The 23,596-nt window shown below is 36.4% G+C and carries 28 protein-coding genes; 7 read left to right on the top strand and 21 right to left on the bottom strand.

The annotated features are described in order from the left end of the window. Window positions 1–128: 128 nt before the first annotated feature. The 3 genes from IEV41_RS04465 to IEV41_RS04455 all read right to left on the bottom strand — a co-directional run bounded on the left by IEV41_RS04465 (window position 129) and on the right by IEV41_RS04455 (window position 1,445). Window positions 129–494, bottom strand: coding sequence for an ArsR/SmtB family transcription factor (locus IEV41_RS04465; protein ID WP_188388675.1), 366 nt, complete (start codon window positions 492–494; stop codon window positions 129–131). After that, window positions 494–913 (bottom strand): SRPBCC family protein, encoded by a 420-nt coding sequence (locus tag IEV41_RS04460; RefSeq protein WP_188387230.1) that lies wholly within the window; start codon window positions 911–913, stop codon window positions 494–496. Before IEV41_RS04460 ends, IEV41_RS04465 begins: the two co-directional genes overlap by 1 nt. An 85-nt stretch (window positions 914–998) precedes the next feature. Then, a complete protein-coding gene (locus IEV41_RS04455) occupies window positions 999–1,445 on the bottom strand; it encodes a GNAT family N-acetyltransferase (protein ID WP_188387229.1) in 447 nt (148 codons plus the stop codon). A 247-nt stretch (window positions 1,446–1,692) separates the two neighbouring features. On the opposite strand from IEV41_RS04455, the gene IEV41_RS04450 reads away from it, so the two are divergent. Next, window positions 1,693–2,361: a DUF421 domain-containing protein gene (locus IEV41_RS04450; RefSeq protein WP_188387228.1), complete on the top strand. Its 669-nt coding sequence runs from the start codon at window positions 1,693–1,695 to the stop codon at window positions 2,359–2,361. 40 nt (window positions 2,362–2,401) lie between these two features. Here the strand turns inward: IEV41_RS04450 and IEV41_RS04445 are convergent, their stop codons facing one another. The 4 genes from IEV41_RS04445 to IEV41_RS04430 form a co-directional block, all read right to left on the bottom strand. Then, entirely contained in the window at window positions 2,402–2,803 is a 402-nt protein-coding gene (locus IEV41_RS04445; protein ID WP_188387227.1) for a hypothetical protein, read from the bottom strand. A gap of 99 nt (window positions 2,804–2,902) precedes the next feature. Next, window positions 2,903–3,568 carry a bacillithiol biosynthesis deacetylase BshB2 gene (bshB2, locus tag IEV41_RS04440; protein WP_188387226.1) on the bottom strand — a complete coding sequence of 222 codons (666 nt, stop codon included), beginning with the start codon at window positions 3,566–3,568 and terminating at the stop codon, window positions 2,903–2,905. A gap of 13 nt (window positions 3,569–3,581) precedes the next feature. Next, window positions 3,582–3,926, bottom strand: a complete 345-nt coding sequence (locus IEV41_RS04435) for a YojF family protein (RefSeq protein ID WP_188387225.1) — start codon at window positions 3,924–3,926, stop codon at window positions 3,582–3,584. Between the two features lie 83 nt (window positions 3,927–4,009). Continuing rightward, window positions 4,010–4,993: a helix-turn-helix domain-containing protein gene (locus IEV41_RS04430; RefSeq protein ID WP_188387224.1), complete on the bottom strand. Its 984-nt coding sequence runs from the start codon at window positions 4,991–4,993 to the stop codon at window positions 4,010–4,012. A 332-nt stretch (window positions 4,994–5,325) separates the two neighbouring features. On the opposite strand from IEV41_RS04430, the gene IEV41_RS04425 reads away from it, so the two are divergent. Beyond that, the gene (locus IEV41_RS04425; protein ID WP_188387223.1) at window positions 5,326–6,465 is read left to right on the top strand and encodes a tyrosine-type recombinase/integrase; all 1,140 of its coding nucleotides are present in this window, start codon (window positions 5,326–5,328) and stop codon (window positions 6,463–6,465) included. Between the two features lie 70 nt (window positions 6,466–6,535). Here IEV41_RS04425 and IEV41_RS04420 read toward each other — a convergent pair whose 3' ends face one another. Continuing rightward, complete coding sequence (locus IEV41_RS04420; RefSeq protein ID WP_188387222.1) at window positions 6,536–6,682, bottom strand: hypothetical protein; 147 nt, start codon at window positions 6,680–6,682, stop codon at window positions 6,536–6,538. A 152-nt stretch (window positions 6,683–6,834) separates the two neighbouring features. On the opposite strand from IEV41_RS04420, the gene IEV41_RS04415 reads away from it, so the two are divergent. From IEV41_RS04415 to IEV41_RS04400, 4 genes are all read left to right on the top strand, one after another. Beyond that, window positions 6,835–7,455: a DUF47 domain-containing protein gene (locus IEV41_RS04415; protein ID WP_188387221.1), complete on the top strand. Its 621-nt coding sequence runs from the start codon at window positions 6,835–6,837 to the stop codon at window positions 7,453–7,455. A gap of 14 nt (window positions 7,456–7,469) precedes the next feature. Then, window positions 7,470–8,468, top strand: coding sequence for an inorganic phosphate transporter (locus tag IEV41_RS04410; protein ID WP_188387220.1), 999 nt, complete (start codon window positions 7,470–7,472; stop codon window positions 8,466–8,468). Window positions 8,469–8,924: 456 nt separating this feature from the next. Continuing rightward, window positions 8,925–9,545 (top strand): DUF47 domain-containing protein, encoded by a 621-nt coding sequence (locus IEV41_RS04405; protein ID WP_188387219.1) that lies wholly within the window; start codon window positions 8,925–8,927, stop codon window positions 9,543–9,545. Window positions 9,546–9,560: 15 nt separating this feature from the next. Then, window positions 9,561–10,559 (top strand): inorganic phosphate transporter, encoded by a 999-nt coding sequence (locus IEV41_RS04400; protein WP_188387218.1) that lies wholly within the window; start codon window positions 9,561–9,563, stop codon window positions 10,557–10,559. A 37-nt stretch (window positions 10,560–10,596) separates the two neighbouring features. Here the strand turns inward: IEV41_RS04400 and IEV41_RS04395 are convergent, their stop codons facing one another. The 11 genes from IEV41_RS04395 to IEV41_RS04345 form a co-directional block, all read right to left on the bottom strand. After that, on the bottom strand, window positions 10,597–11,472 hold the full coding sequence (locus IEV41_RS04395; protein ID WP_188387217.1) for an alpha/beta fold hydrolase: 876 nt from the start codon (window positions 11,470–11,472) through the stop codon (window positions 10,597–10,599). 150 nt (window positions 11,473–11,622) lie between these two features. Beyond that, window positions 11,623–13,044 (bottom strand): amino acid permease, encoded by a 1,422-nt coding sequence (locus tag IEV41_RS04390; RefSeq protein WP_188387216.1) that lies wholly within the window; start codon window positions 13,042–13,044, stop codon window positions 11,623–11,625. A gap of 32 nt (window positions 13,045–13,076) precedes the next feature. Next, window positions 13,077–13,265 carry a tautomerase family protein gene (locus IEV41_RS04385; RefSeq protein WP_188387215.1) on the bottom strand — a complete coding sequence of 63 codons (189 nt, stop codon included), beginning with the start codon at window positions 13,263–13,265 and terminating at the stop codon, window positions 13,077–13,079. Window positions 13,266–13,287: 22 nt separating this feature from the next. Next, window positions 13,288–14,076: a 2-keto-4-pentenoate hydratase gene (locus IEV41_RS04380; RefSeq protein ID WP_188387214.1), complete on the bottom strand. Its 789-nt coding sequence runs from the start codon at window positions 14,074–14,076 to the stop codon at window positions 13,288–13,290. After that, entirely contained in the window at window positions 14,073–15,107 is a 1,035-nt protein-coding gene (gene dmpG, locus IEV41_RS04375) for a 4-hydroxy-2-oxovalerate aldolase (protein ID WP_188387213.1), read from the bottom strand. The genes IEV41_RS04380 and dmpG overlap by 4 nt, the downstream gene beginning before the upstream one ends. Window positions 15,108–15,124: 17 nt before the next feature. Then, window positions 15,125–16,000 (bottom strand): acetaldehyde dehydrogenase (acetylating), encoded by an 876-nt coding sequence (locus tag IEV41_RS04370; RefSeq protein WP_188387212.1) that lies wholly within the window; start codon window positions 15,998–16,000, stop codon window positions 15,125–15,127. Between the two features lie 22 nt (window positions 16,001–16,022). Next, on the bottom strand, window positions 16,023–16,802 hold the full coding sequence (locus IEV41_RS04365; RefSeq protein WP_188387211.1) for a 2-keto-4-pentenoate hydratase: 780 nt from the start codon (window positions 16,800–16,802) through the stop codon (window positions 16,023–16,025). A 23-nt stretch (window positions 16,803–16,825) separates the two neighbouring features. Further along, complete coding sequence (locus IEV41_RS04360; protein WP_188387210.1) at window positions 16,826–18,280, bottom strand: aldehyde dehydrogenase; 1,455 nt, start codon at window positions 18,278–18,280, stop codon at window positions 16,826–16,828. Beyond that, complete coding sequence (locus tag IEV41_RS04355; RefSeq protein WP_188387209.1) at window positions 18,277–18,750, bottom strand: RidA family protein; 474 nt, start codon at window positions 18,748–18,750, stop codon at window positions 18,277–18,279. The genes IEV41_RS04360 and IEV41_RS04355 overlap by 4 nt, the downstream gene beginning before the upstream one ends. Then, window positions 18,722–19,756: an amidohydrolase family protein gene (locus IEV41_RS04350; protein WP_188387208.1), complete on the bottom strand. Its 1,035-nt coding sequence runs from the start codon at window positions 19,754–19,756 to the stop codon at window positions 18,722–18,724. Before IEV41_RS04350 ends, IEV41_RS04355 begins: the two co-directional genes overlap by 29 nt. Beyond that, window positions 19,747–20,289 carry a 3-hydroxyanthranilate 3,4-dioxygenase gene (locus IEV41_RS04345; RefSeq protein ID WP_188387207.1) on the bottom strand — a complete coding sequence of 181 codons (543 nt, stop codon included), beginning with the start codon at window positions 20,287–20,289 and terminating at the stop codon, window positions 19,747–19,749. Before IEV41_RS04345 ends, IEV41_RS04350 begins: the two co-directional genes overlap by 10 nt. A gap of 356 nt (window positions 20,290–20,645) precedes the next feature. Here IEV41_RS04345 and kynU point away from each other — a divergent pair, with 356 nt between their 5' ends. Further along, on the top strand, window positions 20,646–21,929 hold the full coding sequence (kynU, locus tag IEV41_RS04340; protein ID WP_188387206.1) for a kynureninase: 1,284 nt from the start codon (window positions 20,646–20,648) through the stop codon (window positions 21,927–21,929). A 34-nt stretch (window positions 21,930–21,963) separates the two neighbouring features. On the opposite strand, the gene IEV41_RS04335 is transcribed toward kynU, so the two are convergent. Both IEV41_RS04335 and IEV41_RS04330 read right to left on the bottom strand, forming a co-directional pair. Further along, window positions 21,964–22,587, bottom strand: coding sequence for a TetR/AcrR family transcriptional regulator (locus IEV41_RS04335; protein ID WP_188387205.1), 624 nt, complete (start codon window positions 22,585–22,587; stop codon window positions 21,964–21,966). A gap of 100 nt (window positions 22,588–22,687) precedes the next feature. Next, window positions 22,688–23,485: a GNAT family N-acetyltransferase gene (locus tag IEV41_RS04330; RefSeq protein ID WP_188387204.1), complete on the bottom strand. Its 798-nt coding sequence runs from the start codon at window positions 23,483–23,485 to the stop codon at window positions 22,688–22,690. Between the last annotated feature and the right edge of the window lie 111 nt (window positions 23,486–23,596).

The following is a 23,596-nucleotide window of genomic DNA, read 5'->3' as shown; positions in this document are numbered from 1 at the left end:
CAACTGTAAATGATTCCTTTAAATTTGACACGTAAAATGAATTACAAACATTGTTTACATAATAAAATTATATTTAAGTTGAATAAAAAAGACAGAAACAATTTGTTTCTGTCCTTCCTAGTTGGCATTTATTCTGCATCATTCTTTTTATCGACAATTGTTATTTCATTGATATTCCCATCTTCAACTATATGCTTAAGCATCGATATTTTATTCTCCCAAAAGCGTTCGTAAAAGGATAACCATTCTTTTAGTTCTGCTAACGGTATTGGATGTAAGCTATATCGCTTCTCTCTTCCGACTTTCCTTGCACGCACAAGATCTGCTTCAGAAAGAATTGTTAAATGCTTTGAGACAGCTGTACGACTCATTGGGTAATGGTCACTTATTTCCGTAATCGGTAATTCCTTTTCTGCCAATAATTTAAGGATACTACGTCGTGTTGGATCGGCTATTGCTTGAAAAACATCATGTTTTTTAGCCGTAGACATGATTATTCAACAGCCTTTCGCAAACCTTCTTGTACAATCTTGTTCCATCCCATGTTCATTCTGTCACGGATTGTTTTCTGATCTGCTTGTGCTTTTGGAACCATTTCATCTTCTCGTCCCCATCCACCATGCGTTAATGTGAATTCTGTTTTCCCATCTATTTCTTTTAATTCAAAGGAAACAATCCAACCAGATACATCCCATGAAAATACTAATTTATTCGGTGGATTTAGTTCTAGTACTTTACAAGGTGAAGGACCGAATGGTGATTGTACATGGAATTCAGCTCCGACTTCTGGTCGAAAATCATTTGGCATGAACCACGTAGCAATTCCTTCTGACGTGGAAACAGTTGCCCATACTTTTTCAATTGGTGCGTTTAACGTTACAACTTGTACGATATCTTGTACTAATTTACTCATTTTTCATTGCTCCTTATTTAAATATACAACCAAAAGGTTTCGTTTTTATAATACAAAACCTTTTGGTTGTATGTCAATAGAATATTTATATAACGTGTACACTCATCAATGGCAAATAGCGTTCTGGAAATACTGTTGATTGTATTTCTCCTACTCGCTTTGCCCCCATTTTGAGATAGAATTCTTCTGCATACGGATCGCTATCGATAGTGAATTCGTTGAGTTGTAATTGTTTTGCTTGTTGTAGTGCATGGGACCAGAGCTTTCTACCTAATCCTTGTCCGATATAGGATGGACTGATAAATAGCGCTTCTAGCTTCGTCTCTTGTAAAGAAAAACTATAAAAGGCAATAAGCTTATTATCCACTTCCATTACATAGACCAGATTTCTATCGATATATTCTTTCGTTATTGTTAAATCATTTTTGCACTGCGTTAGAAATTCTTCTGAATAACCCCAATATGCTTTGGATTGATAAGCAATCTTACTAAGAATTTCGCAGTCGCTATGTATTGCGCTTCTTATTATCATGTTTCTCCTCCTCTATTATGTACATGTACATATGAATTAGTAACGTTGTCCCACTTACATAAAGTGAAATGCTATTCTCAAAGATATGTTTATTGTAACAAGCACAGCTTCTTGTTACAATTTTTGTAATTTAATTCGTACAACCTCATTAGTTTACATAAAATAATTATTGTTTATAGGATACTTTGCATATTTTTAACAATCCAGCTCATCCTAATAGAAAAAACGATGAAGGAGAAAACGTGTAATGCTTTCAATTGCAGTTGAACTTGTTATTGGATTCGTATCGCTTCTATTAATAACAAAATTGCTCGGTAAAATGACACTCGTCCAAATTACTCCCTTTGACTTTATCTCTGCGTTAGTATTAGGTGACTTGTTAGGAAATGCAATCTATGATGAAGATACTGGCCCTTTTATGATTATTTTTACTGTCGGAGTTTGGGGTGCATTGATTTATATAAGTGAATGGCTAACACAAAAATTTCGAGGTACTCGCCTCTTTTTAGAAGGAAAACCATCTATTATCATCTATGATGGGCGTCTCGACCGCAATGAGATGAAGAAAAATAAGTTAGATATTAATCAACTCCAAAATTTATTAAGGCAAAAAAACACATTTTCTGTCCGAGAGGTTGCCTATGCCTTTTTAGAAACAGATGGCACAGTAAGTGTATTGAAAAAACCAGAATATGCTCCTCCTACACTTTCAAATTTAAGGATACATGAAAAGCCACCGTGTATTTCTCTTACATTTATTAGCGATGGAGAAGTTGATTGGGAAACGATCAACTCAGCTGGTTTCGATGAAAATTGGCTAAATGAAACACTGCATAAACATCACATAAAAAACTACAAAGATGTTTTCTATTTTGAATGGAAAAAAGATGAGGGAGCATTTATCGAAAAGATGTAAAATAACGAAAAGAAGGTTCCATGGTAGAACCTTCTTTTCGTTATTTCATTTTAGCAGCAATGTGGCTTGTACCAACAAATAGGAAACTTGTACATAAAAAGATTAATGCCATCCTTGTCATCTTATCTGTATGAAGAAATTCCCCAGTCTTTAATTCCGAAATAGAAGTCATATACACCAATTTATATAAGATAAGGATAAAAATAATACTAGAGATAGAAACAATAACAGCTTGTTTCATGTGCTTTTTGTTCATAGAAAGAATATACATAACAAGTGGAATAGAGATTGCTAAAAAGAGAAATGCATAGCCTTGATCTAGTATGCCATTAGCAAATAAATATGTACCTTTCCACACATTCATCACGAATGCCATTCCGTAAACAAGAACAAATGATATAACTACCTTACTTAATGCCAATGCAATCTTTGACACTTTCATTATCATGCCTCCTTTATGGATTTTATAAGACATTCGCTATAATTTCGTTATTCCCTTCTCTTATCCATAACAAAAAAAGACTCAACGTAGCTGAGTCTTTTAATCATTCCACTTATAGATATAGAAGGATTCGTTCGATAACCATTTCATCAAGTTACCACTTTCTTTCTCTAATGATGCTTCTATATCTTTCAGAAGCCCACCAGTTTGAGATGCATGAGCTTGTAATGCTTTGATTTTTTGTTCGACAACCTCTGTTACATCATGAACAACATCTGGCTTTCCTAATACATCATATTTATTCCTCGTAATAGCAATGCAATAGACAGTCGGTCTTTCTTCTTTTGGCATACGTGATACAGCTGCAATAACAGCTTCTCCGCACGCATCATGATCTGGATGAACAGCTTCACCAGGATAGAAGGTAATAATAGATGTAGGATTCGTATCTTGAATAACCTCTTCGATTTTATCTGCTACAAACTCTGTATCTTCAAACTCAAGTGTCTTATCACGGAAACCAAGTAAACGAAGATCTTCAATTCCAAGTACATTACAAGCATCTTCTAATTCTTTCTTGCGTAATGCCGGAATTGTTTCACGATTAGCAAGAAGTCCTTTTCCCATGTTACGTCCCATCTCGCCTAACGTTGCGCACGCATATGTGACAGGTACTCCTTTTTGTGTTGCTAACATAATTGTCCCTGCCGCTCCAAATGATTCGTCATCTGGATGTGGAAACACAACTAATATATGTTCTTTCATCTTTTCTTCCTCCTTAGAACGGCTCATTACTTAGTTGGAATGCAACAGCTAATCTGCCCTCTTCATCATATCCAGCTAATAATAATCGTCCTTTTTCATCTATTTCGTAATGCGTTAAGCCTTCTGCATATACCCATCCTAATTGCATTTTGACACCTACACGATATGGGCCGTTTCCTGCTAACTTGGCACGCTCTATGTCAATATGACCGTTGCGGATGAATGCGCCAACCGTCATGACTTTTTCATTATGGTGCGATGCATATGCACCGTTTGTCGTTTCTAAATGTAAGTAAGCTGATTTATTGCAATAAGACTGCAATGCTCTACTTACTTCTTCTTGTTGTATTGGAATCATTGTCGTATCCTCCGTTCTTCCTAATAAGCTTTTCTATAGTATACTAAACAACTCGGAAAAATGCTTTAGAAAAGATTTTTTTCTTACATATTCTTTAACTGATCCCGAAGCATCGCCACGACAAGTTCTTCTTGCCCGACACCACGTTGCTCGCATAATCGCTTAATTAATTCCTTTTCTTCTTTGGAAACATGTACCGTAATTGTTTCCGTATCGCTTTCTAAAAATAATCCATTCGGTCGAACGATAACTTGTCCATCACGAACATATTGCTGTAAGTATTGAGTTTCTGCTTCTAGTTCCATTGGCGATACTGGGAAGTGTGTCGGTTTTACTTCTACTTCAATCGTCTTCTCCGTTATATCTAGACGAATATTTTCCGCACCGCAATAACGATAGAACAGATCCGTAATTTTGTATACTGTCGCATAAATAAATAGTGGTTTTGGGAATGAGAACGTAATATATCCTCTTCTTGACGTATATGCCTGCTTTACGATTTTTTCTGTTGGTTCAAATCCTTGCTTTAATGCATCAGTTAACGCAATTATTCGCTCATCTTCTAGTAGAATATTTCCATTAGAACCCATCACCTCTATTAATCTACCTTTTTGATTCGTTTGTGGATGCTGGAACAATTGAAATAAAACGTACTTTTCTTTTCCTTTTTTTAAGACGAAATTTTTTCGTTTCGTCACTGGCTGCTCGAACGTTTGCTCAAATCGATGAAATTCCTCTTCGCTAATAAAGAATGTATCTTTTCCTTTATATTGTTCTTTCCTCGCTACTAACTTTCCCTCTTTTATATGTTTCATAATTGTCGATACAGAAACACATAATCGCTCTGCTAGTTCTTTTACTTTTAGTCCCTCTACTTCTTCTTGTTTACGAAGTGCTTCGACATCTTCCTTATAGTAAAATTTTGACCCTTCTTTATGCCACGTATATTTAAAAGTCGGAGTTAGCTTTCCCTCTTTCTCATATCGATAAATGGTATGTTTTGTCACACCTAATAATTTTGCGGCATCTTCTGTTGAAATTCGCTCTTGTTGATTGAAAAAATCCATCGTATTATTACCCCTTTCTCTCACTTTCGATGTGTGAGAATGAATCTATGTATCTTTCTCATATTTTATCTGTTTCTTCATTACATATTATTTGTACATTTATTATAACATACATTTTAATTTTTAACTTAAAAACAATAAAAATGAAATAGATACATTTAATGATAAAGAATGGACTATTTTTTATTATTTAATTGGTATATAGCTTTTTTATAAGGTATGTTACACTTAATATGTAACTTCGTAGTAAGTTTCCTAAACCATGTAATAATAAAATAAATGAAATTGATTATATAAAGAAGAAATATGAGAGAAAGTGAGAGTACTAGTAGATGGATAAATACCTTCCAATGCGTCATACCCTTCCATCTGATGCTACGCAGTCATTAGACGAAGTCTTACTGCAAGATCATTACCTTCCTGCTTTAATGGATGATATCGAGTATGCAGAAAAAGATGGATTAGCCAAATTCCATTATTTCACTGATGTTGAGATGATCTATTATTACGTCCATGAACAGAAGGATCTTGATGAGAAGAAAAATAGACGTGAAAACACGAAAAAAATATACATATATGAATTAAAGTCATTTCTTGAATCTCTTGTCCAACATGCAGAAACGTTTCAAGTAGATGGTCAACTTGTGAACGAACGTCATTCATTATTAAAGGCATTAACGCCATGGAATATTCGACGTTATCAACAATGGTTGAAGACCGCTCCTTTAGGTCGTAAAAAACTACCGTATGCGATTGCTACCCTTTCTAAAAAAAGTGTCATCGTTAAATCGTTCTTAGCTTTTCTATATAAGTGGAACTATATTACATATCCACTTCATGAAGAAATGCAACGAAGTAACGTACGTCCGGAAGATCGGCCAAATAGAGATTTATCCTATGATGAAGTGCAGGAAATTCTCCATTATTATAGAGAACGAAATGCAGTTATTGAATATACAATTTTGTTACTTCTCTCGACAACAGGTCTTCGTGTACGTGAACTATGCCAAGCAAAGATAAACGACTTATTTTATATAGAAGGAAGTTATTGGTTAAAAATAGTAGGAAAACGACAAGAGTACAGAGAAGTATATATTAGTGACTATGCTTTTCGTTGCATTCACGCTTTTCGTTCTATACGCGGGCTATCTACTACCTTGCATGAAGATGACAGTACACCGTTATTAACAACATTACGGAAAAAAGCATATAACCCAACACAATTATCTGCACAAGTAACGGATATGATTGAACAAACAAATTTACCATTTCTCGCATATCGGGAACACCGTATTACACCGCATACATTCCGACATGCCTTTGCAATTATGGCTGCAGAAAAAGGTGCCGATATTTTCCGTATCCAACAAACATTAGGTCATAAGAAATTAGAGACAACGAAGATCTATTTAGAGAAATATATGAAACGCAAACATAATGCTGCGTTAGCTTTTGCGGATGATATATATTAAGCTAAACAATTTTATATGACAACACAGAAATCTCTTACAGTAATCAGCACCGTAAGAGATTTTTTCGTTATTATTTCGGATTGTATGGGTTAATATTGTTTTTCGGTAAGCTATTTTCTTCATTAAGTGCTTGAATAAAATAATAAAAGAAGACAACAACTAATGTGATGGGATATAAAATCGTGAGAATTAACACACTTGCTGCAAATACGCTCATCAACAACCCCTCCCATGTTCAGTTATTTGTTTATCTATATGAAGAGGGTGCTATATTTTATGTCACGATTGTTTATGCTAAAGAAAATAAAGTTTAACAAAATGTTCATTATTTGACCATTCATCCAAAAATACTTTCCTGGGAGGATCCCTATGTTATTTTCATCTAAAAAAGATAAATTTTCCATTATGCTTGGAGATATTGCAATGAACTTAAAAGACTGCTCTAAATATTTTGTTGAATATAAAATCAAGAACATTAGCAACTTAAAAGAACTATCCCAAAAAATGAAAGAATATGAAACAAAGGGCGATGAATACATTCATCAAATTATTCTGGAATTAAACAAAACATTCATTACACCAATTGAGCGAGAAGATATTCTTCAATTAGCTATGCGAATGGACGATGTATTAGATGGATTAGAGCATTGTTCGGCACGGTTCGAGATGTACGCTATTACACATGCTGATGAATACATTATTAAGTTCGTCGAGTGGATATATCAATGTACACTTGAAATTTCACAGTCTGTGGAATTATTAGGTGAAAAAAAGTTGCCGCATATTCGTATTCATGCAATTAAAATTAAGGATTATGAATCTCAATGTGACGATATTTTGCGTGCAAGTATTAAACATTTATTCGCACATGAAACAGATCCCATTAAAATTATTCAGTACAAAGAAATGTATGAGCTACTTGAGGATGTGGCAGATAGCTGTCAAGACGTTGCGAATACACTTGAAACAATCATCATGCGAAATGCTTAAAGGGAGTAATTGAAATGGATATTACATTACTTATTACCGTTTTAATCGTCGTCTGTGCATTGTCTTTTGACTTCATTAATGGCTTTCATGATACAGCAAATGCAATTGCAACTTCTGTTTCAACGAAAGCGTTAAAGCCTAGACATGCTATCATCTTAGCAGCTGTCATGAACTTCATCGGGGCAATGACATTCACAGGTGTAGCCAAAACAATTAGTAAAGATATCGTAGATCCATACACATTAGCGAATGGTTCTATTGTTATTTTGGCCGCATTGTTAGCTGCTATTACCTGGAATCTCATTACATGGTATTACGGTATTCCAAGTAGTTCTTCCCATGCACTTATTGGTTCAATTGCAGGAGCAGCTATTGCATCTGCTGGATTTGCTGCATTGAACTACAGTGGATTCATTAAAATTATTGAATCACTCCTTCTTTCACCACTGTTAGCGTTTGGACTAGCTTATATTGTCTACTCCATTTTCAAAGTCGCTTTCAAAAATTTGAATTTAGCAAAAACAAATAAACACTTTCGAACGTATCAAATTTTCACTGCGGCACTCCAAGCTTACACCCATGGCACAAACGATGCTCAAAAAGCGATGGGGATTATTACGATGGCTTTAATCTCAAATAATTATCAATCATCTGATGAAGTAGCGCTTTGGGTACAAATTTCTTGTGCTACAGCAATGGGATTAGGTACTTCTGTAGGTGGCTGGAAAATCATCAAAACAGTTGGTGGTAAAATCATGAAAATCCGCCCTGTTAATGGTGTAGCTGCAGACTTAACATCATCGGCTATCATTTTCGGTGCTACATTCATCCACTTACCAGTAAGTACGACACACGTTATTTCGTCTGCTATCATGGGTGTTGGCGCTTCTCATCGTGTAAAAGGTGTACACTGGGGAACTGCAAAACGAATGCTCATTACATGGGTTATTACGCTACCAATATCCGGTGCACTAGCTGCTGTTACATATATGATATTAGACCTCTTATTCTAATAAAAAAGGCGGAGATCAGGTTAACCTCCGCCTTTTTTTATTCCATTTTATACTAAATATTATGTCTGTACAGTAACTAGATTAACTTTTGTAAATACTTTGTAAATGTTTTGTAAATTAAAAAAAGTTATATTGATTTTTTATTCTTATTCATGGTAAATTTACAAACAGAGTTTATTTTCTTACTATTTATACAAATTTACATACGTTAAAGAAAAAGTTCTTTTTTGCAAGATAACTTTTAAATGATGAAATGAAAACAAGCATGATGGGAATATAAGTACAAACATGTATATACAAATTCATCCCTCTAGGCCCTTTCAGCTTCTAACCATATCTTTAGGTATGCTTGGATCTTAATTGTTTCTAATGAAAACAACTCATTCACATTTAACGTCTTTCCTTTTTTAAGTAGTCAGAATACTCTATCATTAATAATTTTCAGGGGGTTTCCTAATGCTATTTTCTTCTAAGAAAGATAAGTTCTCAGTAATGCTAGGTGACATTGCAACAAATCTAAATGAATGCTCTAAATATTTTGTTGATTACAAAATCCAAAATATTAACAGCCTAAAAGAACTTTCTGAGAACATGAAAGAATATGAAACAAAAGGTGATTCGTACATCCACCAAATCATTATGGAATTAAACAAAACATTCATCACGCCAATCGAGCGCGAAGACATTTTACAATTAGCAATGCACATGGACGATGTATTAGATGGATTAGAGCACTGTTCTGCTCGTTTCGAAATGTACTCTATTACAAATGCAGATGAATACATGATTAAATTCGTAGAATGGATTCACCAATGTACGATTGAAATTTCTCACGCAGTTGAATTATTATCTGAGAAGAAATTACCAAACATGCGTGTTCACGCAATTAAAATTAAAGATTATGAATCAAAATGTGATGATGTGTTACGTGCAAGTATTAAGCACTTATTTGCTACTGAAACAAATCCTATCAAAATTATTCAATACAAAGAATTATATGAAATGTTCGAGGAGATTGCTGATAGCTGTCAAGATGTTGCTAATACGCTTGAAACAATCATCATGCGAAACGCTTAATAGGGAGTATATCAGATGGATATTACATTATTTCTTACCATTTTAATCGTTATCGGTGCCCTAGCGTTTGACTTCATTAATGGCTTTCATGACACAGCAAACTCTATTGCAACTTCTGTTTCAACGAAAGCATTAAAACCTAGACATGCTATCATCTTAGCAGCTGTCATGAACTTCGTCGGTGCGATGACGTTCACAGGTGTAGCAAAAACAATCAGTAAAGATATCGTCGATCCTTTTACATTAAACAACGGATCTCTTGTAATCTTAGCAGCTTTAATTGCTGGTATCACATGGAACCTTATTACATGGTATTACGGAATTCCAAGCAGTTCCTCACATGCTCTTATCGGTTCTATTGCTGGTGCAGCTATCGCATCTGCTGGATTTGCAGCTTTAAACTATGGTGGATTCTTTAAGATTCTTCAATCCCTTATTATTTCACCACTATTAGCATTTGGACTAGCTTATCTTGTTTATTCAATCTTCAAAATTGCACTTAAAAACTTTAATTTATCTAAAACAAATAAGCGATTCCGTATGTATCAAATCGCTACAGCTGCCTTGCAATCTTATACGCATGGTACAAACGATGCGCAAAAAGCAATGGGTATTATTACGATGGCATTAATGGCTAACAGCTACCAATCAACAGATGATGTTGCATTCTGGGTACAATTCTCTTGTGCCGCTGCAATGGGATTAGGTACTTCTGTTGGCGGTTGGAAAATCATCAAAACAGTTGGTGGTAAAATTATGAAAATACGCCCTGTTAATGGTGTAGCTGCAGACTTAACATCATCAGCTATTATTTTTGGTGCTACATTCATTCACTTACCGGTAAGTACGACACACGTTATTTCGTCTGCTATCATGGGTGTTGGTGCATCTCACCGTATAAAAGGTGTTCACTGGGGAACAGCGAAGCGTATGCTTATTACATGGTTCATTACGTTACCTATCTCTGGTACACTTGCAGCGCTTATCTATTGGTTACTAACATTAATCTTTTAATGAAAAAAGACAGAGTTTTCGAACTCTGTCTTTTTGTTTATTTGCTCTTCTTCAAAAAGGCTATAAGCTCTTCATGCGTTTTCTCTGATCCCTTTCCAAGCCAAATTAGATGTCCCCATGTATCCAATATACAAAGCGTTGAATTAGGGATATAAGCATGAGCATGATTAGGATGTTCCATTTGCACAGCATGATCATTCTTACTATGCAAAATTAGCGTTGGACACGTAATACGTTGTAAATCCAGATTTGATATATCCCCCGTTTGCATCAAATCTAACATGAAACCTCGTCCAGAACGTTGGCGACTATTCATCTGTCGAATCATCTCTATATCTTCTTCTATATATGTTGTTACTTCTGTATATGGGAGTGTACTAAAAGAAGGCACCATTTGCTTGAAAATAAATCGTGGAAATAAAGTATTAAACGTATTCATTACCTTCCATGTATATTTCTCTACAGAAGGATGAAATAGCATTTTTGCTACTTTATATTCTTTATCTTTTGAAGTAAGCCACTCTTTTGTCACTGCCGATTGCAGCGTAAGGCTTTTTACACGTTCTGGATAGCATGATGCAAAGAAAATACCACTCGGTCCACCAGCTGAAACGGCAATCACATGGACTTTGTCTAACTGTAAATGCTCTAGTAGTTTTGCATATGCTTGTATGGCTGTTTGTAGCGTCTCACCTATTATATAGGATGTTTCTCCATAACCAGCTCTAGAAGGTGTGATGATACAATATCCATTTTCTAAAATTTCCTTGTAACCAAACTCTTCTTGGCAATTAGAATGTCCACCATGAAATAATAAGATTGGTTCGCCAGTTCCTATAATGGAGTATTCAATCTGTATCTTATTCTCATTGTAAAGATACGTTTCTCTCTTTGGATATTCTTTTGTCATCATCCCATCCCCCTAGTTATCCCTATACTAATCATTCAATTTGTAAAAATTATAGCATCAATTGAAGTGAAATTTTAACATTAATTTATATACAAATAAAAAAGATAATCGTTCATGAACGATTATCTTCGAATGCGTTTACATATAAGACTACTATAGACTCTGATCTTTCTTACCAACATCTGTTGTAATCTTTTTATCATTTACTTTCTTCCAAATGATATATGCAATAGAAATAAAGATTAACCACGGGAATCCTAAAATGAGCGTGTCTTTGAACATATCGGAAAACCAAGTTGATAACACAACAGATACTAATAATAATGCACCAATGATTGTTAAATACGGATAACCAATCATTCTCACTGGCAGTTTCCGTCCGCCCATTGCATCCCACTTTTTACGAAAAGCCAAATGTGTAACGAAAATCATAAACCACGCGAACATAGCACCAAAGCTGGAAATGGAAATCATCGTCATAAATGCGGTATCTGGAGAGAAAATGGTATAGAGTGTTGCAATTGCAATCCCTATAGCTGAAGTAGCTAGCGCTAGTGTTGGAACATTCTTTTTGCTTAACTTTCCGAATGCTTTTGGTGCATAACCTGCCCTTGATAAGGAGAACATCATACGAGTAGATATATATAATTGACTATTCATTGCGGATAAAGCCGCGATTAATATAACAAAATTCATAATTCCTGCTGCCCCTGGAATATTAAGCAGTTCCATTACTTTTACAAAGGGACTCTTATCCGTACCAGCCATTGACCATGGAACAATCATCAACATAAGTGTTAATGTTAATAAATAGAAGACAATTAAGCGAATAACTGCAGATTTTAGCGCAATTGGTACAGCTTTGTCAGGCTCCTTCGCCTCTCCTGCACTAACCGCAATCATTTCAATACTTAAATAACTAAATAAGGAAATAAAAATAGCAATCCACATGCCCCAAATACCATTTGGGAAGAAACCGCCATCATTTGTTAAGTTCACTATACCGATACTAGAGGAATTATCACTGCCAACGATAACGTACATAGCTAAAATAATAAATGCTGCAATTGCTACAAGCTTAATAAATGAAAACCAATACTCAACCGCACCAAACATATTAACGCTAGTGGCATTAACAAATAATAATAACCCGGAGAAAAGTAGTATCCAAACAAACCCTGGCACAGTTGGGAACCAATGTTTCATATAAATGGCCACAGCTGTTACCTCTGTACCAATTGCACACACCAAACTAAACCAATATGAATACCGAACAGTAAACCCAGACCATGGATTAAGATAACGTTCTGCATACGCCCCAAATGATCCAGAAGTAGGATGGGCAACTGTCATTTCTGCTAAGCATCCCATCAATAACAAAGCGATAATTGCACCTATAGCATAGCTTAAAATAACACTCGGTCCAGCTGTACCGATTGCTAATCCACTTCCTAAGAATAATCCAGTACCGATTGCGCCCCCAATTGCAATCATCGTTAACTGGGATGTTTTCAGGCTTCGACTTAACCCTTTTTCTCTATCCATAATATCTTGAAAGTGATTATTGTCTTTCATTCCTTTTCCCCCTCAAGTCGTTTTTCATCTCTTTATTTCTTATTTACTTTCACTTGCCCTGCAACTGCCCATCGCGAAGGTGGAATTTCATGAATGATGATACGTACTTGATCTTCCTTTACTTTTAGTCGTTCCACGGTGATGCACGTTATTTCTTCCATGAATCTGATTATTTGATCTTCACTTCTTCCTTCTAACATGTGTATATGAATAACTGGCATCTCCTAATCTCCTATTTCTTTCTTATTTACAATGAAAAGATATGCTACCTAATGACGAAAACTGAGCAATTACTGTATCTCTGTGTCCAAAGGCAATAGCTTCTGTTAAAGCACCCGAAAGAACAATCTCGCCTTTCTTCAGTCCATCATTTCGCTCTCCTAATTTATTCACAGCCCAAGCTACTGCCTCAGCTGGATGATTAAGTACCGCAGCTCCTGCTCCTACTGTTTGTACTTCCCCATTCTTTGTCATAACAACCCCTTCTTGCTCTATCTTTAATGCAGATGGTTTGATCCATTTACTTCCAAGAATAAATGCAGAAGAAGAACAGTTATCGGCAATTACATCTGGGAGTAGAAAACGAAAATTCTCATACCTACTATCAATTATTTCGATAGCTGGGGCAACATATGCTGTGACATGTAGTACATCTTTTGCAGTAATCGTTGTTCCTTGCAAATCCTCGCCCATAATAAAGGCAATCTCAGGCTCTGCTTTTGGATGAATTAATTTTCTCCCATCGATTGGTTCCCACTCATATGCAAGCATATTGTGCAAAAGATAACCGTAAATTGCTTCATTTATCCCAATCATTTTTTGTTTCGCTTTGCTTGTTAAACCAAGCTTCACTCCTATTCGCTTCACTCCTGTACGCATATATGTTTCAATTAATTGGTGTTGGATATCATACGCACCATTTATTGTTAATTCAGGATATTGGTCTGTAAATTTTGTAATAGTCTTTCCTTCTTTTTGTGCATACAAAAGCGTATCAACAATCTCTTTGTCTATTCCTTGTGCAAGCCTCATCTATTTATCACCTCTACTTTCTGTTTTACTAGCTCTGATGTTACATCTACAATCATATCTTCTTGCCCTCCAACTGCTTTTCTTCTCCCTAGCTCTATTAAAATATCTCTAGGATCAATTCCATATTTTTTTCCTGCACGTTCTGCGAATAAAAGAAAACTAGAATATACCCCTGCATACCCGAGCGTTAAACTTCCTTTTTTAATCTCCTGAGAACTTGGTAAGATCGGTCCTATTATTTCCTCTGCAATATCCATTATTTTATATAAGTCAATACCCAAATTCATACCCATTCTGTTTAATACAGCAACTAACACTTCTGTTTGTGTATTTCCTGCACCCGCACCTAAGCATCTCACACTCCCGTCGATTCGCGTCGCTCCTTCTTCGATTGCTACGAGCGTGTTTGCTACTGCTAAGGACAGATTATTATGTGCATGAAACCCTATTTCAATATTCAAAGATTCACGCAATGCTTTTACACGTTCTTTCACTTCGCTAGGAAGCAACGCTCCCGCAGAATCTGTTATATATACTGCTCCAGCACCGTATTGCTCCATTAAGTTTGCCTGTTCTACTAATTTACTTACAGGTGCTGAATGGGCCATCATTAAAAAGCCATGTACTTCCATTCCTAATTCACGGGCAAACGAAATGTGCTGCTCCGCGACATCTGCTTCTGTAACATGCGTTGCAACTCTTACTAATCCTGCACCTCTTTTGTATGCTTCCCGTAAGTCATGAACAGTTCCGATACCTGGAAGTAACAGTGTAGATATCTTTGCATTCGTACAAACCTTACTTGCTTCTTCAATTAAAGTCATTTCATCAACAAGGGACTTGCCATATTGTAGCGTAGAGCCGCCAAGCCCATCACCGTGACTTACTTCAATGTATGGAACACCAGCATCGTCTAATGCTTTTGCGACTGTAACAACTTGTTCCACACTATATTGATGGCGTACGACATGGCTACCATCTCTTAAGCAAACTTCTGTTAGTTTAATAGGCTTATCACTATGACGTTTCATGCTACTACCACCTCCTTTTAATGGGACACCGATACTAAATATTTTGCATACATTTCTCCGACCTTTACTGCCGCAGCTGTCATAATATCCAAGTTCCCTGCATATACCGGAAAATAATCTCCGGCTCCTTCTACTTCGATAAATACTGTTACACGACTTTCTTCAAGCAACGGTTCTAACTTCAAACGATATCCAGGAACATATTCTTGTATCGTATTAGCTATTTTCTTAATAGCCTCTATTATTTTCTCTTCATCAACTTTCTTTACTTCACAGTAAACTGTATTTCTCATTAAAATTGGTGGATTTGCTGGATTTAAAAGAATAATTGCTTTGCCACAATCAGCACCACCTACTTCTTCAAGTGCTCGCTTTGTCGTCATTGTAAATTCATCAATATTTGCTCTCGTCCCAGGACCAGCACTTGCGCTTGAAATTGTTGCAACAATTTCTGCGTATGAAACGTCAGCTACTTCGTTAATCGCATGCACAATTGGAATTGTAGCTTGCCCCCCACATGTAACCATATTTAAATTTTCCTTATCCAGGTGGTGGTGAAGATTTACAGATGGAACAACAAATGGACCTAACGCTGCGGGAGTCAAATCAATTAACTTGATAGGTGTATCTTTTAATAACTCAGCATGTTTTTTATGAGCTTTAGCAGAAGAGGCATCAAAAATAATACGTGCAAACGACATATCATCAAGTAAAGATTCCAGGCCATCACTACACGTACGAACTCCCATTTCTACCGCTCGTTTCAATCCATCCGATGTTGAATCAATCCCAATAACCATTGTTAATTCTAAGAAACGATTATCTTTCAGCTTATACATTAAATCTGTTCCGATATTTCCACTACCAATAATAGCAACCTTTACTTTCTCCACCTGTTAGCCCTCCTTTCTATCACTACTGAAATTCCACTGATACCGAACCTAATCCTCCAAAAGTAGCAACGATTTGATCACCTTTTTTAACAGGAACTGCAGCCGATAGTGCACCTGGCAAGATTAATTCTCCGGCTTTTAAAGAACGATTAAATGTGTGTAATTTATTTGCTAACCAAGCTACAGCATGAGCTGGATGACCAAGAGCGGCTGCACCAGCGCCTGTCTCTACGATATGACTATTTTTGTAGAGAGTCATGCTTGTATTTCGTAAATCAAGTTCATCTATCGCTCTAGATTTATCTCCTACTACAACTTTCGCTGAAGAACCGTTATCTGCAACTGTATCGATCAAACGTATCTTCCAATCGCGAATACGACTATCGATAACTTCAATAGTAGGTACAACGTAATCTGTAGCCATTAAAACATCTATATACGTGACATTCGGACCTACTAAATCTTCTTTCAACATAAATCCTATTTCTGCTTCAACCTTAGGGCTGATCAAATTACCCATGGATACGCTTTCATTATTTTCAATAAGCATATCGTCAAATAAATGTCCGTAGTCTGGCTCATCAACACCAAGCATTATCTGCATCGCTTTACTTGTAAGGCCGACCTTTTTCCCGATAACTCTTCTACCCTCTTCGAGTTTCTGCTTAGCAACTTCAAGTTGAATAAAATAAGCATCCTCTATTGTTAAATTGCTATGTGTCATTGTCAGAGGCTCAATAGTTTTGCAATGCTTTTCTGCTTCTAGTAGCTCTTCCGCTAATTTACGTATGCTCGTCTGCATATGTATCTCCCTTCTCTTCTTCGCTACAATTTCATCGTAATTGTCTTCGCTTCTGTATAAAATTCAAAACTATGCCTACCACCTTCACGACCGATACCACTTGCTTTTGTCCCACCAAATGGCGTTCGTAAGTCTCGAATATACCAACAATTCACCCATAATAATCCAGCATCCACTGTTGCGGTCACTCGCTTAGCTCTGCGTATATCATTCGTCCATACAACACCTGCTAGACCATAAATAGAGTCATTCGCTATTTCAATTGCTTCTTCTTCTGTCTTAAATGGAATAATAACGACGACTGGACCGAAAATTTCCTCTTGTGCTACACGCATCTTATTGGACACATCATATAAAACCGTTGGCTCATAAAAATTCCCGCGCGCTAATCCAGTAACCCTTTTACCACCGTATGCTAATTTAGCGCCTTCATCAATACCGACTTCTACATGACGATGAACCGATTGTAGGTGGCTTTCTGACACAAGTGCTCCCATTTCTGTAGCTAAATCAAGTGGATCTCCAACTTTTATGTTACGAGTTGCATGTACGAATTTCTCTAAAAAGAGATCATAAATACTTTCTTGTACGAGTAAACGCGAACCTGCTAAGCAAATCTCTCCTTGATTTCGATAGATAGCTTCAATTGAACCTTTTACCGCTTCATCAATATCAGCATCTTCAAATACGATATTAGCTGACTTTCCACCTAATTCTAATGAGACAGGTATTAAGTTGTTAGCTGCATTTTTCATAATTGTCTTTCCGGTATTACTTTCACCAACAAAAGAAATTCTTCGAACAGATGGATGATTCGTCATGGCAGTTCCGACTGTACTTCCTGGACCGGTAATAATATTTAGCACGCCTTTTGGCAGTCCAGCTTCATTTGCAATTTCTCCAAGCATAACAGCACTTAGTGGTGTGTAAGATGCTGGCTTGATTACAACCGTATTACCTGCCGCTAATGCAGCAGAGACTTTCCATGTCATCTGCATAAATGGTAAATTCCAAGGAATAATTAAACTCGTTACACCAGCTGGTGCATACTTTGCATAAGACATAAAATTGGTTTGATCATAATGTTCGTGTACAATGTATTTCGCCATTTCCGCGAAAAAGCGAAAGTTTTGAGCTGCACGCGGAATATCAAACCCAATACTTTCTTTAATTGGTTTCCCTACGTCTAACGTTTCGACTAGTGCAATTTCTTCCATCTTTGCAATAATTAAATCCGACATGCGGCATAAAATAGCAGAGCGCTCTTCTACTGAAATCTTACTCCATCTACCACAATCAAAAGCTTCTTTCGCACATGTAATAGCTCGTTTCACATCTTCTACTCCGGCATTCGCTACTGAAGCTAATCGTTCATTCGTCGCAGGGTTTATGCTATCAAAACTATCACCAGAAATGGCATCTACATATTCTCCGTCAATGAATAATTTCGCATCCCTCACGATTGGAATTGTCTTCATTCACATGCCTCCTCACTAACGATTTCTACGATCATTTCGATTTCAACAGCTGTATTATTTGGTAGTTGTGCCATTCCAACAGCAGATCTCCCATGCTTCCCCTTCTCACCAAACACCTCCACAAGTAAGTCAGATGCACCGTCCAACACTTTAGGCTGACTCGTAAAGTCTTCTGCGCTATTCACAAATCCAAGTATTTTCACGATTCGCTTCACCTTGTTTAAATCTCCAAGTTCGTGACGGATAACGCTTAATAAATTCAACATACAGAGACGAGCTGCCATATACCCATCTTGTACATGCAATTCTTTACCTAACTTTCCATGATACTGATCCACACCTTGCCCAGCAGTAAATAATAGATTACCTGTTCTCACACAACTAACATAGTTGCCAACAGATGGACGAATGGCAGGTAGCTCAATTCCTAATTCTTTTAATTTACTCTCTGGATTGTAAGCTACTAACATACTCAGTGCTCCTTTTCAGGTTAATATTCAAGAAACGCAAGGTATTTTTACCAAGTAAATCCGCCCGTTCGTCTGATGTTAATTGGATTGTGTCATCTATATTCTTTCCTGGATCTATTTCTCTTAATAAGAATGGGTAATCTGATCCCATCAAAATTTTCTCATGACCAAAACGGTTTATCATATATGAAATATTCATTGAATCATAATTTAACGAGTCAAAATACAATTGCTTTGCATAATAACTAGGTGGATAAGTTGTTAATCGTAAATGTGGCCATACATTCCACCCCTGATCTAATCGTGGAAGAATATATGGTAAGGATCCACCACCGTGAGCTAAGCATATTTTTAATTTTGGGAATTTCTCAAGTACACCACTCCAAATTAGCGAAGCACCAGCTAATGCCGTTTCACTTGGCATCCCTACTGTATACATAAAGTTGTGATGATTCATTCGATCTTTCCCTAACGTCTCCCAAGGGTGGATAAATAATGGAACATTCCATTCTTCTGCCATTTGAAAGAAAGGGACAAAATAAGGATCATCTAAGTTCTTCCCATTAATATTCGTTCCAATTTCAATACCATGTAAGTGAAGTTCTTCTATACAACGTTTCATTTCTTGAATCGCGACATCTGTATCTTGCATAGGGACTGTTCCTAATCCAACAAACCGAGTTGGATGTTCAGCTACCGTCTCTGCAATGAAATTATTTTGAATCATTGCCATTTCTAACGCTTGATTTGAGGGGGCCCAGTAAGAAAACGTAACAGGAATTGGAGATAATACTTGAATATCTACTCCTTCACGGTCCATGTCGGCTATGCGCTTTTTCGGGCACCACACTTGATCTGTCACGTCACGAAAATTCTTACCTGAAACCATTATAGTTGCACCACATGCACAGGTCTTTTCCAGTGTAGGCCATCTCTGACCACCATGTTTTTCCGTAAAATCGGGGAGATATTCTGGAATGATATGTGTATGGAAATCTACACGCATTTCCACTCCTCCACTTCTTCCGTCATGACATGCCCACAATTCTTACACGTTCTAATCTCTTCACTGGAATTAAAACTATAAATCGCATTTTTCACTTGTGTCTCAATGTCATTTAACTGTACCGTTACACGGTGCATCTCGACATTACACTTCTCGCAAAACCAAACAAAATCTTCTAGCTCTCCTTCTGCCCTCTTTCTTTCAATAACAAGCCCATACGTATCTTTTACACGATGTGGAGAATGTGGAATCATTGCTGGCAGCATGAATACTTCGCCTTCTCTAATTGTCACCACTTCACGCTCTCCTGTTTCTGTAATACATTCTACATAACAATCCCCTTTTATTTGATAAAAGAACTCATCAGATGGATCCACATGAAAATCGCGTCTTCGATTTGGACCACCAATAATCATCGCAATAAACTCAGAATCTTCCCAAATGACTTTGTTGTTAACAGGTGGTTTTAATAATTCTTTGTTCTCCTCAATCCACTGCTGTAAATTAAAAGCTTGCAAACTTCTCGCACACATGTAAATCCCTCCTACTTAATTAAGTATCCGTCGTTAAATTTTCTGTATTTTCTTACAATTAAAATTATAGTATATGTTTATGTAGGTGTCCATAACAAATGCGACATAATGTCATAATCATTACGTAGATTTTTTCGACAAACTTCTAATAAATTTTCATCTAGAAAAAGAAGAGAAATTATTAAATATGTAGATAAAGTATATCTTCCCGAGCGAATTTGTCTCCATTCACTTCATATACTGTATGTAACAACTTTGAGTAAATAACAGAATATTTTATAAACTTATAGACATTATGTCGTATTTATTTTATATTGGGATTATTAAGGAAAATAATGATTGTGAGGTGTTTGTTCATGACGGTAAAAATTGATACTTCATACGAGTATGCCCTAGCAATGGATAAAAAAGATGCATTAGCTACATTTCGAGAGGAGTTCCATCTCCCAAGCAAATCTATTTATTTAGACGGTAATTCCTTGGGCTTAATGTCTAAGCGAGCTGAACAAAGCTTATTTCAACTCATCAATTCTTGGAAGCATTTGCAAATAGATGGTTGGACACAAGGAGAGTCTCCTTGGTTCTTTCTCTCCGAGCATTTAGGAGATTTAATGGCCCCTATTGTCGGCGCTAATTCAGATGAAGTAGTCGTGACTGGATCTACAACTGTTAACATACATCAACTTATTTCTTCTTTCTACAAACCCCACGGCAATAAAACAAAAATTATCGCAACAGAATTAGATTTCCCAACAGATATCTATGTACTACAAAGTCAACTACAACTACATGGATATAATCCTGACGAGCATCTCGTGCGTATTAAAGCTGATAGTCAAGGGCTTATTAATGAAGAGGATATTATTTCTGCCATGCATGATGATATTGCTCTCATCTTCCTTCCAACTGTTTTATACCGTAGTGGACAACTATTAGACATTGAACGCCTTACGCAAGAAGCACATAAACGAGACATCATAATCGGGTTTGATGCATGTCATTCAGCTGGAGTCATTCCACATGCCTTTAGTAAGTGGGGAATTGATTTTGCTTTGTGGTGTAACTATAAATATTTAAATGGTGGACCTGGAGCGGTTGCTTCTCTATATGTGAATAGACGCCATTTTGGAAAAGTACCTGGTTTAACTGGTTGGTATAGCTCGACGAAAGAGAAGCAATTTGATATGGAACATACATTAACAATTGAGCAAACAAGTCGCGCATATCAATTAGGAACACCACATATCTTCAGCCTAGCTACGTTAATAGGAAGCTTAGAGTTATTCCGTGAAGCAACAATGGAAGAGGTGTATAAAAAGTCTAGAAATTTAACTAGATATATGATGGATCTTATTCAGCACGAACTCCACGATATGGGATTCTCCATCCATAATCCTGATGATGACGCAAGGCGTGGAGGACATGTTAGCCTAAAACATGCAGAAGCGGTTCGAATTACAAAGGCATTAAAAGATCATCAGATTACTCCAGATTTCCGTGCACCGGATATCATAAGACTGGCTCCTGTCGCATTTTACACATCCTTTGCTGAAGTTTGGAAAACAGTTCAAACATTAAAAAGTATTATGCAAAATAAAAGTTATGAAAAATATAATAGTAATCGAAATGTCGTAGCATAATAAAAAGAAGTGCCATCATAGTTGGCACTTCTTTTTATTGCTTTTGATAAATAGCATCTACATACATCGTTGTTAATGTTTCTGCAATCTCCTCTAATGACTCTTCGTTCTTTTCAAAAACGATTTCCCATTGATACATTTCATTTGAATAAAACCAACCTCTTGCCACTAACTCCGCTTTTAAATCCATTCTGGCTAGACCTTTTGCCTGTGAATATGTAATATCCTTTGTAATACTTTGGATAAATTTCTGTCTAATTTCATCCCACTTTTGATTAACACTCTCAGATAAGCCGATTGCTTCTGAAAATACTTTCATCATTTGTCTCTCTGTATCTGCAATACGTAAAAAATCTAGTACTTGACTTAAAATAATTCCCCTCGCTTCGTCCCTTGAACTTGGAAAAAATGGTGTATGTGCAATATCAAAGAACCTCTTCATCACATCTTCCATTAAGACAATTAAGAGCTCGTCTTTCCCTTTGAAATGTCCATAAGCTGTACCATAACCAATTTGAGCTACATTAATAATTTGCTTAATCGTAGTATGTTGAAACCCTTCTTGTTGAAAGATCTTCTCTGCCGCATGAATAATCTTATTTCTTGTAATAAGTGCCCTTAAATGCCTACCATCCTCCGTTTTATAATGATTTTTCATTTTTTTATCCCCCAACATCTTTCCTATATAAATACTATTGTAAATAATTGTAACATAATATGAAGGGTTAGCTAACTGAAAATATTACGGTGGCTTTAAATTACACTCTTCTCCAAATCCCTTTTGTATAAGCAACCTCAAGGCCAACTCGTTGCATGTTTTGTTGGCTTATACTTCCGAAGCTTGCTTGAGCTACAACTAAGTCACATCCTAATGTGTAAGCATGATCGATTCGCTTACGTAGCAATAGTTGATGTGCCCCTTTTCTTTGATAGTCCGGTAGTGTTGCAGATGCAGCTAATGTTGCAATGTTATTTGCCACATACATAACGCCAATACTCACTGGCTGTTCTTCTAGACAAGCAACGTAAACTTCCCATCCTTCTTTTCCATGAAGAATCTCATTGTTTTGCCGAACTCCTTCTAACGTAAAATCCGGCATTCCAAACCCTTTGGTGTAAATAGATGCAAACTGATTGAATTCATCTTTCTCTAATTTCCGTATCGTCAGCGCATTATGTACTAGTTGTTGCGGGCAAGGAACACCATATAATGCTGTATGAAAGCTAGATTGATAATATCCTTTCTTATGTAATGCACTTGCTAATTCGTTATTTAATTGTGTTGGTGCTATCTCAAACTGACATGATACATCGTGCTCCTTATAAAAGGCTAAAATCTCATCAAGAACCTCAATATGCTCAGATGTTATTCCTCTTACCGTATTAAATGATGGACCAGGTATTCCTGCCGAGATAAACGCGACAGCTTCTCCGTATGAACGAATATGAATTCCCATGGGGTTTCCTTCTCGTTCTTGAATAGCAGATAACCGTGCATGTAATACATGTAAATCAGACTGTTCAATTCTTTTCGCCAATTCATATGTCATGTACATATATTCTTTCCTCCTTATTTTAGGTTGGTATAACAATAGAATTGAATTGCACGTTAGCTAATAGGATTTCAGTTTTTTGGGATATCTCATTCTTTTTGACTTGATAGTAAT

It is taken from the genome of Priestia taiwanensis (assembly GCF_014638355.1).
Classification (GTDB): domain Bacteria; phylum Bacillota; class Bacilli; order Bacillales; family Bacillaceae_G; genus Priestia_D; species Priestia_D taiwanensis.
The sequence above is the reverse complement of the archived record's forward strand: the minus strand, read 5'-3'. Positions and strand labels throughout refer to the sequence as shown.

Bases quoted from the DNA above. Each gene is read 5' to 3' on its own strand.
- IEV41_RS04400 (WP_188387218.1), top strand. From the start codon at position 9,561: ATGGATATTACATTATTTCTTACCATTTTAATCGTTATCGGTGCCCTA.
- IEV41_RS04345 (WP_188387207.1), bottom strand. From the start codon at position 20,289: ATGTGTGCGAGAAGTTTGCAAGCTTTTAATTTACAGCAGTGGATTGAG.
- IEV41_RS04435 (WP_188387225.1), bottom strand. From the start codon at position 3,926: ATGATTCCAATACAACAAGAAGAAGTAAGTAGAGCATTGCAGTCTTAT.
- IEV41_RS04455 (WP_188387229.1), bottom strand. From the start codon at position 1,445: ATGATAATAAGAAGCGCAATACATAGCGACTGCGAAATTCTTAGTAAG.
- IEV41_RS04390 (WP_188387216.1), bottom strand. From the start codon at position 13,044: ATGAAAGACAATAATCACTTTCAAGATATTATGGATAGAGAAAAAGGG.
- IEV41_RS04405 (WP_188387219.1), top strand. From the start codon at position 8,925: ATGCTATTTTCTTCTAAGAAAGATAAGTTCTCAGTAATGCTAGGTGAC.
- IEV41_RS04450 (WP_188387228.1), top strand. From the start codon at position 1,693: ATGCTTTCAATTGCAGTTGAACTTGTTATTGGATTCGTATCGCTTCTA.
- IEV41_RS04355 (WP_188387209.1), bottom strand. From the start codon at position 18,750: ATGTTAGTAGCTTACAATCCAGAGAGTAAATTAAAAGAATTAGGAATT.
- IEV41_RS04430 (WP_188387224.1), bottom strand. From the start codon at position 4,993: ATGGATTTTTTCAATCAACAAGAGCGAATTTCAACAGAAGATGCCGCA.
- IEV41_RS04445 (WP_188387227.1), bottom strand. From the start codon at position 2,803: ATGAAAGTGTCAAAGATTGCATTGGCATTAAGTAAGGTAGTTATATCA.
- IEV41_RS04395 (WP_188387217.1), bottom strand. From the start codon at position 11,472: ATGATGACAAAAGAATATCCAAAGAGAGAAACGTATCTTTACAATGAG.
- IEV41_RS04425 (WP_188387223.1), top strand. From the start codon at position 5,326: ATGGATAAATACCTTCCAATGCGTCATACCCTTCCATCTGATGCTACG.
- IEV41_RS04350 (WP_188387208.1), bottom strand. From the start codon at position 19,756: ATGCGTGTAGATTTCCATACACATATCATTCCAGAATATCTCCCCGAT.
- IEV41_RS04410 (WP_188387220.1), top strand. From the start codon at position 7,470: ATGGATATTACATTACTTATTACCGTTTTAATCGTCGTCTGTGCATTG.
- IEV41_RS04415 (WP_188387221.1), top strand. From the start codon at position 6,835: ATGTTATTTTCATCTAAAAAAGATAAATTTTCCATTATGCTTGGAGAT.
- IEV41_RS04360 (WP_188387210.1), bottom strand. From the start codon at position 18,280: ATGAAGACAATTCCAATCGTGAGGGATGCGAAATTATTCATTGACGGA.
- kynU (WP_188387206.1), top strand. From the start codon at position 20,646: ATGACGGTAAAAATTGATACTTCATACGAGTATGCCCTAGCAATGGAT.
- IEV41_RS04460 (WP_188387230.1), bottom strand. From the start codon at position 913: ATGAGTAAATTAGTACAAGATATCGTACAAGTTGTAACGTTAAACGCA.
- IEV41_RS04420 (WP_188387222.1), bottom strand. From the start codon at position 6,682: ATGAGCGTATTTGCAGCAAGTGTGTTAATTCTCACGATTTTATATCCC.
- IEV41_RS04335 (WP_188387205.1), bottom strand. From the start codon at position 22,587: ATGAAAAATCATTATAAAACGGAGGATGGTAGGCATTTAAGGGCACTT.
- dmpG (WP_188387213.1), bottom strand. From the start codon at position 15,107: ATGAAACGTCATAGTGATAAGCCTATTAAACTAACAGAAGTTTGCTTA.
- IEV41_RS04330 (WP_188387204.1), bottom strand. From the start codon at position 23,485: ATGTACATGACATATGAATTGGCGAAAAGAATTGAACAGTCTGATTTA.
- IEV41_RS04365 (WP_188387211.1), bottom strand. From the start codon at position 16,802: ATGCAGACGAGCATACGTAAATTAGCGGAAGAGCTACTAGAAGCAGAA.
- IEV41_RS04380 (WP_188387214.1), bottom strand. From the start codon at position 14,076: ATGAGGCTTGCACAAGGAATAGACAAAGAGATTGTTGATACGCTTTTG.
- IEV41_RS04385 (WP_188387215.1), bottom strand. From the start codon at position 13,265: ATGCCAGTTATTCATATACACATGTTAGAAGGAAGAAGTGAAGATCAA.
- bshB2 (WP_188387226.1), bottom strand. From the start codon at position 3,568: ATGAAAGAACATATATTAGTTGTGTTTCCACATCCAGATGACGAATCA.